The organism is Gluconacetobacter brunescens (assembly GCF_048695475.1).
Taxonomy (GTDB): Bacteria; Pseudomonadota; Alphaproteobacteria; order Acetobacterales; family Acetobacteraceae; genus Gluconacetobacter.
Genome location: NZ_JBLHEN010000001.1, coordinates 158,048 through 167,976, shown reverse-complemented (window position 1 = coordinate 167,976; position 9,929 = coordinate 158,048). Strand labels below are relative to the sequence as shown.

Here is a 9,929-nt window from a genome sequence, read left to right as displayed (position 1 = left end):
CAAACCGCTCCCACCTTCCGTCCGTCACACATGACTGCTCCCTGGCACGCCCGTGCGTTATGTCCCGTTTCCGTTCTCGATCACGCCCAGCGCGCGCAGACCGGCCGCCACCTGGGTCGGCCAGTCGGCGAATGACGGGAGCGCCCCGCCGGCCGCAGCTTTTTCATCCCCGCTCCGTTCGCGGATCGCACGCCGCCAGCCGGGGCCGTCCAGAGGGTCCAGATAGACCGGCAGATCTCCCGCGATTTCGCGAAAGACCGGCAGATCGCTGCACAGGCACGCAACCCCCATCGCCAGCGCTTCCAGCAGCGGAAGACCGAACCCTTCGGCAAAGGACGGGAACAGCAGCGCACGCGCCCCCCGGACCAGGCCCGCCACGGCCTGGTCGGATAACGTGGCATGTTCGTGAACGATGCCCTGCAAAGCAGGGCATCGTTCGATCATGTCCAGGATATTTTCGTTTTCCCATCCGCGCCGGCCGATGATCACCAGATGCGGCAGGGGCGTGGCGCCGCCCTCCATCGCCATCTGGCGCCAGAGATTCAGCAGCAGCAGATGGTTCTTGCGCGGCTCGATCGTCCCCAGGATCACGAAATAGGGGGCATCGGGCGCCAGATTCCCGACGGATGCCGGAATGCTGGACGGGAGGAGGCAGCCGTGATGCACCACGCTGACCGGCGGGCAATGCCCGTGGGGCGTCAGATACTGCCGCAGGGCCTCCCCGACCGGCCGGGACGGTACGATCACGCTGTCGGCCAGCCGCCCCACCGTGTCCATGCGGCGGCGATGGCGGTCGGGTTCGGTCGGGCGGGCATATTCGGGATAGTCGATCGGGATCAGGTCGTGGACCATGACCGCCATCCCGGCATCGGCCCGTTTCAGGAAGGTCTCGATCGCATCGTCGCGCATCAGGTGATGATGCGAAAGAAGGAGATATGTCCGGCGTTGTTTCGCACGGCCGGCCCTGCCGAGGGCCGCGGCCTGCAACAGCAACCCGGCCAGCAGCGATGCCGTGCGCGACGGCCGCGTGCCGCCTGCCCAGGCCCGTGCGAGGATGCGCAGGAAACGATCCGTCAGCGCGCGCGGCAGGAGGCCGATGCGCCCGACCGGATGAAAGGCCACGAACAGGACCCCGGACGCGGGAAAGCGCATGAGATACAGCGCATATTCCAGTTCCACGCGGTCGATCCCCGTCGGCACGGCGCTGCCGGCGCGCGACAGCAGGCGGGAAATATCCATCAGAACCGGACGGGGCGTGATGTCGGCCGCCTGTCGTGAACCGTGAGCCGGGCTGCCGCTCATAAGGTACGGACCGCCCGGACGCGCGCCCATGCCTTGCGCAGGGCCGTCTGCGCGGCCAGCGCGCGCATCCACGGGGTGGGTCGCCAGAGGTCGGGGGTTTGCAGGCGGTCGATCAGAACTTCCGGGCCGCAGGGCAGGCGCGTGACCGGGTCGAGATAGCGTGGAAACAGGATCAGCACTCCGGCAACGAGGTCTTCGAGGGACAGGCGCCGTGTCCGGCGCGCGGGAACATCCCCCAGATCGACCGTAAGCCCCCACCCGGCATAGAACGGCGCGCCATATGTAACAACCCGCCGCCCACGCATAAGCGCTTCGAAACCGGCAAGAGAGGTCAGGGTATGGACCTCGTCGACCCGGGCGATCGTATCGAGGATCGCGCCGCCCCGGTCGATGCGATCGGCCAGTTGCATGACAACGGAATCATCCATGTGGCCCAATCTGTGCGTTGCCTCGACATCCGGATGCGGCCTGTAGACGATAAAGGCGTCAGGATTATGTCGCCGGACCGCCTGGAGCAGCTCCAGGTTGCCGCCGATCCGGCCGCCGCCGCAGCGCACCGACTGGTCGTCCGCCACCTGTCCGGGCACCAGGATCGTCCGCCGGTCTCCGCTGTCCCACGATTCGGGCGCATGCGATGCACGGCCCGCGCCGTATTTGGAAATGCCGAGCCGGACCAGGGAGTCGACGAGCCGTCCGGCGCGGGCACGCAGGGCGGGGCCGAAGGAGGCCGTCGCCAGGATATGCTCCAGATCGCTCTCCCGCGCCGGATCGTAATAGATTCCGCGGGTGTCGATGGTGATCGACGAGGGCGGCATCAGCGCGCTGCCCAGACCGATGGAGCGGACGAAACCATCCTCCACGCGCCACAGGGGCGTGCCGGCCCGGCGGGCATCGTCCTCCAGCCCCGGCGGCAGGCGTGTTGCCCAGACGGCCATGGCGCCCGGCAAGCCGGCGCGAAAGGCCGGGATGAAGGGAGGCGCGCCGGGTGCCTTTGCCAGGAAATCGGCAATGCGCCGCCGTTTCCATCGCGACATGCCCAGACAGGCCCCGATCTGGCGGTTGACCATGATCGTACGGCGCCAGTCGGCCAGCAGCGTGATGGCCTCGGCACAGGAGATCGGCGCGGCGGTGTAGGGGCTGACATACGCCGTGCGGTCCAGGAGATCCGCCAGCACATCGGCCCGCAGGAAGGGCTGCTCACGCCCGCCTTCGGCCCCGAGCATGATGGGCAGGCCACGCAGGGCCGCCAGGCGCACGATATCGCCCACCGAATCGGCATAGACCCGCGTTGCGCCATCCAGCAGCGCATGCGGGTCGCTCTGCCATGGGGCGTGCGCGATGCCGAGGCGGCCCGCCAGCCCGGAGGCGGCCTCGCTCGGCCCCCGGCGAACCAGCAGGACATCGCGTGCGGCATGGACCGCCAGGACGTGCTTCAGCATGGCGACGGCGCGATGGCGCGCGCGCGCCGTGCGGGACAGGACGACCAGGACCGGACGCCGCTGCCCGGGCGCCGGAGCCCAGAAAGAGCCGCCGACCCGTTCGCGCCAGATGCGCTCGGCCAGTTCTTCCCGCTCCGAATCCGGCACGGGGAACGCGGGCGCCGCATCCTGCCGCGCACGGGCGAGAACGGGCACGGATCGGTGGAAGGGCGGTATCCGCAGCAATCCGGTCATGCGCGGGGCCGGCCCGCCGGCGGGATGACGGAGCAGGCTCGGGCTTTCCCGGCATGTGCTGCCTGCATGTCACCATTCTCCCATCGAAGACTTATGAAACAGCCTCTTAGCATGGCCGCCTCCGCACCCAAACAGTCGATCCCGGCCGTGGTTGCCCCGCCCGGACAGCCGAACGCGCCGCAGGAATACGCTGGCGGCTGCCGTTTCGCTTATCGCTGGCCGGAGGGCGCGTATTGCGCGTCGTACCAGGCGACGAACGCATCCACGCCGGTCTGAAGCGGCGTGGAAGGACAGAATCCGGTCAGGGCCCTGAGGGCCGAGCAGTCGGCCCAGGTTCGGGGCACGTCGCCCGGCTGTATCGGCAGATAATGGCGCACGCATGGCCGGCCGGTCGCTTTTTCGATCGCCGCGACAAATGTCGCCAGGCTGACGGGCTGGCTGTTGCCGATATTGACCACGCGATAGGGGGCCACGGGGCTGCTGCCCGGATCGCTCTCGCCCGCTTTCTCGGGCGCCACCCTGGAGAGGCGCAGGACGGCCTCCACCACATCGTCGATATAGGTGAAATCGCGTGCCATCTCGCCATTGTTGTACAGCGTGACCGGCTTGCCGGCATGGATGTTGGCGATGAACCTGAACAGCGCCATGTCCGGCCGCCCCCACGGGCCGTAGACGGTGAAAAAGCGCATGACCGTCGTGGGGATTCTCCAGATATTGGCATAGGAATGCGCCAGGTCTTCGGCCGCTTTCTTGGTCGCCGCATACAGGCTCAGCGGATGATCGCACCGATGCGCCTCGGAGAAAGGCAGGAGTGTGTTTGCCCCGTAGACCGAGGAGGAGGAAGCCATCATGAAATGACGGGGCGGGTTGCGGCGCATGGCCTCCAGCAGCGTGTACGTGCCGACGATGTTGGAGCCGATATAGGTGCCGGGTGCGTCCAGACTATGGGAGACGCCCGCCTGCGCGGCGAGATGCAGGACCATCTGCGGCGCCGATTGCGCGAACACCGCGCCCAGCGCCCGCGCATCCTCCAGCATGAACTCGTGGGACGTGAACTTCCCGAACAGATGCAGGATGGCATGACGCTGGCGTTTCAGGGCAACATCATAATAATCGGTCATCCCGTCGATACCGATGACAGTGTATCCGTCTTCCAGCAGCCGCCTGGCGACATGAAACCCGATAAATCCCGCCGTGCCGGTCACGAGAATACGCATCTGAAACTCCAGAAAACCCCGGCCAGAGCATTTCCACCAAAGAGAGGTTCGGTGGAAATGCTCTGGTTTATTGTTTTTACGAGCATCTTCGCCTGTTCGAACGCACATGTTCAAACAGGGTCCGCTCTATACACATGCTGCCCGGCATGGACAGGCCACCACGGCGCGCATCACATCAGCGAATCGTAAAACCCGCGCAGCCGGTCGAGATAGGCATCGGGCGTAAACCGGGCGGCGCGTGCTGCCCCCCTGGCTATCAGCGCCAGACGGGCCGGATCGTTCTCGCCCCAGCCATCCAGCAGGCGGATCCCCTCGGCGATGGCGGAGACATCGAGCGGATCGACCAGGATGGCGGCGTCTGCCGTGGCGATCTCGCCGGTCGCGCCGCCCCGCGCGGTCAGAACCGGGGTGCCCAGGGCCATCGCCTCGACGATCGGCAGGCCGAATCCTTCGGCCAGGGAGGGAAACAGCAGGGCATGGGCGTCCTGCATCGTCCTGATCAGGGTGGCGCGATCGCTCCAGGGCAGGCGGATGACCGGCACGTCGCCGACGAACGGCGCGTAATCGGGCCTGTCGTCACCATCGGGGCCGATCAGGACCAGCGGGCGGCGCGTGCCGCTGCGCGCATGGGCGGCGACCAGGCGGCAGATGTTCTTGCGTCGCTCGACCCGGCCGACATGCACGAAATAGCCCGGCGGGGCCGGCGGCCGGGCGGCGCGTGCCTGCCGCAGTTCCTCGTCGGAGAACGTCACGGCCTGGTACAGATTGTGGATGCGGGACGGGGCGATGCCGCAATGCGTGATGATGTCCTGCCGGGCTGTTTCGGACACCGTTACGATCATATCGGCGCTCTCGGCCAGGCGCGCCATCAGGCGCCGGAAACGGTCGGGGTCGATTCCCGTCAGGTCCGGATGGGTCAGCGGCACGGCATCGTGGACCGTGACCACGTTGCGCGCGCCTTCCAGCCGGATCGGCAGGGGGTAGGTCCAGTGCATGATGTCCGGCGGCGCGGCCGTCCGGACCCGCGCCAGGGTGCCCTGATGCGTGAATTTGACGTGGGCGATGCGGAAGATGTCGGGACAGACAGCCCATGGCGCCCCGCAGGGCCCCTGCCCCACCCCCTCGCCCGCCCCGCGCAGGGCCGCGCGGTAATGCGGGCGCAGGCTTTGCAGCCGGCGCCATATCTGGCGGCCCGGCGTGTGCGGGTTGGCGGGGGCCTGACCAGGGGCGTAATCGGTGAGGCAGGTCGGCTTCATGCCCGCGCCGGCCAGGCATTCCGCGATCATTTCCGCATAGCGTGCCACACCAGTGCCACCAGCCCGGTTCACATTCCGGGCATCCAGCCAGATCATCGGCATGGCAAAAGCTCCTTCTTCCCGGTATGAGACATGCCCCATCGATCCCCGCGCGACGAGAACCGAAATTTGCCAAGCACGCTTCCGACTGCCCAGACGCGACAGATGACCGCACCGCGCCGCGCGCAGAAAACGGGGGAATAGGATGTACGGTTGGGCTATCGCCGCCGTATCGGGCCTTGCGGTCGTGGCGCTTGTCATCCTGCGGATCACGAGCGGCAGGCCGTTCCGGCCGCTCTGGAACGATCTGCCCGATGTGGCGGTCGCGCTCATATTATGGCTTTCGCTGGCGCTGCTGACGCAGCGCCCGGCCTCGTCGGCGTTGCTATGGGTGGTGCTGGCGGCAGGGTTGCTGCTGGCCGACCATACCAAGCGGGCGGTGCTGCGCGAGCCGATCGTGTTTGCCGATGCCAGCGAACTGCTGCTGGTCTTCACCCATCCGCGCTTCTACCTGCCCTATGTCCACCCCGCGATCTTCTACGGGATCGGCGGGCTGCTGGTGGGCGCGACGGCGGCGCTGTTTTCCATCGAGCCCCCGGCCATGCCGGGCGACCCGGCCCTGTCGCGGCTGATCGGGGCGCTGTTGCTGATCGTGCCGATCGCCGCCTATTTCTGGCGGCCGTCGCTGAATGTCATGGCCAGCGTGATCCGCCTGCTGCGGCCCACCGGCGACCCGGTGGAGGATGCCGAAAAGCTGGGCATGCTGGGCAGTTTCGCAGCCCATACCGTGTGCTCGCGCCAGGAGCGCCCGGCACGCCAGGCCGCGTGTAGCTTCGGCATCGTGACCGTGCCGCCGGACAAGCCGCCGGTGGTGCTGGTGCAGGCCGAATCCTTCTTCGATATCGGCAGGCTGGACCCGGCCCTGCCATCGCCCCTGACGGATTACCAGGCCTGCCGCGCCCAGGCGTGGCGCCATGGGCGCCTCGATGTCGATTCGTGGGGGGCCAATACCACCCGCAGCGAATTCGCGGCCATCAGCGGCGCCACCCCGGCCGACCTGGGGCTGGACCGGTTCAACCCCTATTATTCCTTCGCGCGCCGGCCGCTGGACACGCTGGCGGCGCGCATGCGGCAGGCCGGCTACCTGACCGTGTGCGTGCACCCATACGACCGCCGGTTCTATGGCCGGCACAAGGTCATGCCCAACCTGGGCTTCGATCACTTCATCGGCGGCGAGGCGTTCGAATCCCGGCACGGCGAGCTGGTGCCCGACGAAGTGCTGGGCGACTGGATCAACGATTTCATCGCCCGCGAGACGCGGCCCGTCTTCCTGTTCGCCATCACGGTCGCCAATCATGGCCCGTGGTCGGCGCAGGCCAGGACCGAGAGCCCGTTCGCGCCCATGCTGGGCGGCTATTTGGACAGCCTGATGGGCACCGACCGGATGATCGGCCAACTGGCCGGTTCCCGATGGCTGAACGAGGAGGGCGGCATCTTCGCGCTTTATGGCGACCACCAGCCCAGCCTGCCGGTCCTGCTGAACGATGGCGCGCATATCGGCGCCTCGACCGATTATTTCATTCTCGACCGCACGCACGCTGCCGGCCCACGGCAGGATATCCGCGTCGATCAGCTTGGCCGGGAGCTTGCCGGATGCCTGAGGAACCATACCCCCCTACCGCGCGCCATGGCCGGCCGGTAAGACGGAACCGGGCTTTCCGCCCTGCCGAGCATGTGCGGCATGCAACTCGGCGTGACCGCAGCTGTTTCAGGCACATGCAGCCGACACGCGCCGTCATTGTCCGTTATCTTCCGCCTGGCGGCATGCCGCCGGCCCGGCGCATGGATGACGCGGGGTGGAATCCGGCCGGCGATGGAGCGCCCCGGGATGGACGCCGCCCTGTCGCGCATCGAATAGTCCAAGCTATCTGCTGTATGGATAGAGACATATATACCGTTGTTAAATACGGTCCTTCGGAGATCGGTTATGAATAATATTTTCGTTGATAGCCTGAGCATCGATGAGAATAGGAATTCCGGAAATTCCAATGGTTTCGAGTACGTAGATAGATTCAACACGGAATATTTTTCCGAACTTTTGAAAAATGTCGATATCGTATCGTTTGACGTCTTCGATACGCTTCTGGTTCGCCCCGTGTTTCAGCCGACCGACGTTTTCCTGTTCATGGAACGCCAGACGGGGATTGCGGGATTTCATGATGCGCGGATCATAGCGGAGCAGGATGCGCGCTCGGCGATGTATGCGGCATCGAAAACCAACGAAGTCACCCTGTCACAGATCTATGATGCGTTGCAGATCCGCGGGAAATCGTTGACCGCGGGCGGCAAGGCCGAACTGATGGGCCGCGAGATCGAGATCGAAGCGGCGTTCCTGACACGCTCGCCGCGTGTCGGCGCCCTGTACGACCTGGCCGTCAGCATGGGCAAGACGATCATAGCCATCTCGGACATGTATCACTCATCGGCGGTGATCGGTCGTTTTCTGGCGCAGAACGGCTTCAGGGCCGATCGTATCTTCGTCTCCTGCGAACATCATGCGTCCAAGCATGAAGGCGATCTGTACGGCATCGCCGCCCGGGAGATGAAGGTTGCCCCCGGACAGATCCTTCATTTCGGCGACAATTTTCATTCCGACGGTTCCGCGGCGCTCGAAGCGGGGGTGGCGGGCTATTTCCTTCCGTCCATCGGCAGCCAGCTCTGTCAGGATCATCGCTTCAACCAGCGGGCAATATCCCAGTTGCATGAGGCCGCCGTCTCAAAAAGTTCGAGCAAGAAGAACCTTTTTGCATCGGTCGTTCTGGCCTATCTGGCGCGGTTCAAGGCCGAACAGCCGATGGCTTCCATGGCTGAACATTTCGGGGGCATGTATGGCGGCCCGCTGGTGTCCGGTTTCGCGATCTGGCTGAATACCATGCAGAGGGTCGATAACGTCCGGCACCTGTGGCTGGCGACGCGGGACGGATATATCACCAAATCTGTCTGGGAACGCCTGGGCTTCGACCCGAACGCCGCGTCGATCCTGCATAGTTCCCGGCGGCTGACGATGATGCCCGCCCTGTATAGCGCGTTCGAAAAGGAAATTGCCTCGCTGCTCAACACGGGTACGACCTGCACCATGCAGGAGTGCATCGAGCGGCTGGACCTGGGAGAAGATTCGGCAGAGTTGCTGAAGGTGCTCAAGCGCTTCGTGGCTCTCGACCGCCCCATCGATACGCCGATGAGGGCGAAGGCCGCGCTGAACGCCCTGAAGAACAGCTCCAGCCGGCTGAAGAGCATCGCGAAGAAGGAAAAGGAAGCATACGAGCAATATCTGAAAGCCGAGGGTTTCGACCCGGCTTGCGATGCCTTCGTCGATTGCGGGTGGGCCCTGTCGTCGCAGCGGCGCATGGAGCGGATGCTGGGCGAAACATTCAGGGGCTATTATATCGGGTCTCTGGACCATGCGTATCTGCACGAACACATTCGTGAATTCCTGTTCCACAAGGGGGAGGAAAAGGCATGGGTCACGATCGCCGAGCGTGGCGTGGAACTTCTGGAACTTCCTTTCTCTTCCACGAACCTGCAGATCTGCCGTTTCGAGCCCGACGCGAAGAGCCCGAGCGGGGTGCGCCCTGTTCCGATCCAGCAGGCGGAACAATATGACCTCGTGAGACGTGCGTTTATCTGCAAGATGCACGAGCAGATTGAAGATTTCGCCGATTTCATCAAGCCCTTCATAGATGTGATGCCCATGGAGGAACTTCAGAAGGGACTGTTTGTCCTTTTTGATTCTCTCGTCAATCATCCGACTGAGCATGAATATCACGGGCTGGCGATCCTGCCCCATAATCGGGAACTCGGCGCCTCCGGGTTCGCGACCGTCGGCACATTCTGGCAGACGGGCGGAACGCATTACCAGCAGAGGCAACAGCAGTCGCGATGGAAAGACTATATGCGCCTCGGCATGATTTCGCTGCGCCAGAACGGGTTCAGGCTGACCTGGGCGACGGCCAGGCGCGTGCTGCGACGCAAATTAAGCCGACGTTGACCCGTTCCCTCCCCCGGGAGCAAGACTGATTTCTGTGCTGCTGGCCCCATGGAACGGCCGGCAAGCCGGTGTTGCGCCTGCGTCTTGAGGCCGGTTCGCCTATCCTCGATTTGTTTCGAGGTTCCGGCTCCGGGCGACGTTTTCTTTCAGCATTAGGATGACGCGAGCGCGTCGCCTTCGGGCGCGGGCCGCCGGCTGCCTGACCGTGTGCGGGCGTCGCCATGGCTGCCGGTTCCGCCGCCGCGAGACATGAAGCCGTCGAAGCCTGACCTGAAATGCGCACTGGCGGCGATCCAGCGCGCATTTCAGGTCAGGCGATCAGGCATAAAGAAGTTAAATAAATAATAAAGAAGAACGATAAATTTAAACAAATAAATTATTGAATGGTGTTCAT

6 protein-coding genes are annotated in these 9,929 nt (G+C 64.8%); 2 read left to right on the top strand and 4 right to left on the bottom strand.

Annotated elements, in window-relative coordinates:
- Window positions 1–57 precede the first annotated feature (57 nt).
- The 4 genes from ACMAUO_RS00730 to ACMAUO_RS00715 all read right to left on the bottom strand — a co-directional run bounded on the left by ACMAUO_RS00730 (window position 58) and on the right by ACMAUO_RS00715 (window position 5,550).
- Window positions 58–1,302 carry a glycosyltransferase family 4 protein gene (locus tag ACMAUO_RS00730; protein WP_420355096.1) on the bottom strand — a complete coding sequence of 415 codons (1,245 nt, stop codon included), beginning with the start codon at window positions 1,300–1,302 and terminating at the stop codon, window positions 58–60.
- Entirely contained in the window at window positions 1,299–2,975 is a 1,677-nt protein-coding gene (locus ACMAUO_RS00725) for a capsular polysaccharide export protein, LipB/KpsS family (protein WP_420355095.1), read from the bottom strand. The genes ACMAUO_RS00730 and ACMAUO_RS00725 overlap by 4 nt, the downstream gene beginning before the upstream one ends.
- A 209-nt stretch (window positions 2,976–3,184) precedes the next feature.
- Complete coding sequence (locus ACMAUO_RS00720) at window positions 3,185–4,192, bottom strand: NAD-dependent epimerase/dehydratase family protein (protein WP_420355094.1); 1,008 nt, start codon at window positions 4,190–4,192, stop codon at window positions 3,185–3,187.
- 170 nt (window positions 4,193–4,362) lie between these two features.
- On the bottom strand, window positions 4,363–5,550 hold the full coding sequence (locus tag ACMAUO_RS00715; RefSeq protein ID WP_420355093.1) for a glycosyltransferase family 4 protein: 1,188 nt from the start codon (window positions 5,548–5,550) through the stop codon (window positions 4,363–4,365).
- Window positions 5,551–5,692: 142 nt separating this feature from the next.
- Between ACMAUO_RS00715 and ACMAUO_RS00710 the strand changes: the two genes are divergently transcribed.
- Together ACMAUO_RS00710 and ACMAUO_RS00705 are read left to right on the top strand one after the other, a co-directional pair.
- Window positions 5,693–7,189 (top strand): LTA synthase family protein, encoded by a 1,497-nt coding sequence (locus tag ACMAUO_RS00710; RefSeq protein ID WP_420355092.1) that lies wholly within the window; start codon window positions 5,693–5,695, stop codon window positions 7,187–7,189.
- Between the two features lie 396 nt (window positions 7,190–7,585).
- Window positions 7,586–9,535 carry an HAD family hydrolase gene (locus ACMAUO_RS00705; protein ID WP_420355091.1) on the top strand — a complete coding sequence of 650 codons (1,950 nt, stop codon included), beginning with the start codon at window positions 7,586–7,588 and terminating at the stop codon, window positions 9,533–9,535.
- The last annotated feature ends 394 nt before the right edge of the window (window positions 9,536–9,929 follow it).

Excerpts from the sequence above, each read along its gene's own strand:
- ACMAUO_RS00730 (WP_420355096.1), bottom strand. The coding sequence starts at position 1,302 with ATGAGCGGCAGCCCGGCTCACGGTTCACGACAGGCGGCCGACATCACG.
- ACMAUO_RS00725 (WP_420355095.1), bottom strand. The coding sequence starts at position 2,975 with ATGACCGGATTGCTGCGGATACCGCCCTTCCACCGATCCGTGCCCGTT.
- ACMAUO_RS00720 (WP_420355094.1), bottom strand. The coding sequence starts at position 4,192 with ATGCGTATTCTCGTGACCGGCACGGCGGGATTTATCGGGTTTCATGTC.
- ACMAUO_RS00715 (WP_420355093.1), bottom strand. The coding sequence starts at position 5,550 with ATGCCGATGATCTGGCTGGATGCCCGGAATGTGAACCGGGCTGGTGGC.
- ACMAUO_RS00710 (WP_420355092.1), top strand. The coding sequence starts at position 5,693 with ATGTACGGTTGGGCTATCGCCGCCGTATCGGGCCTTGCGGTCGTGGCG.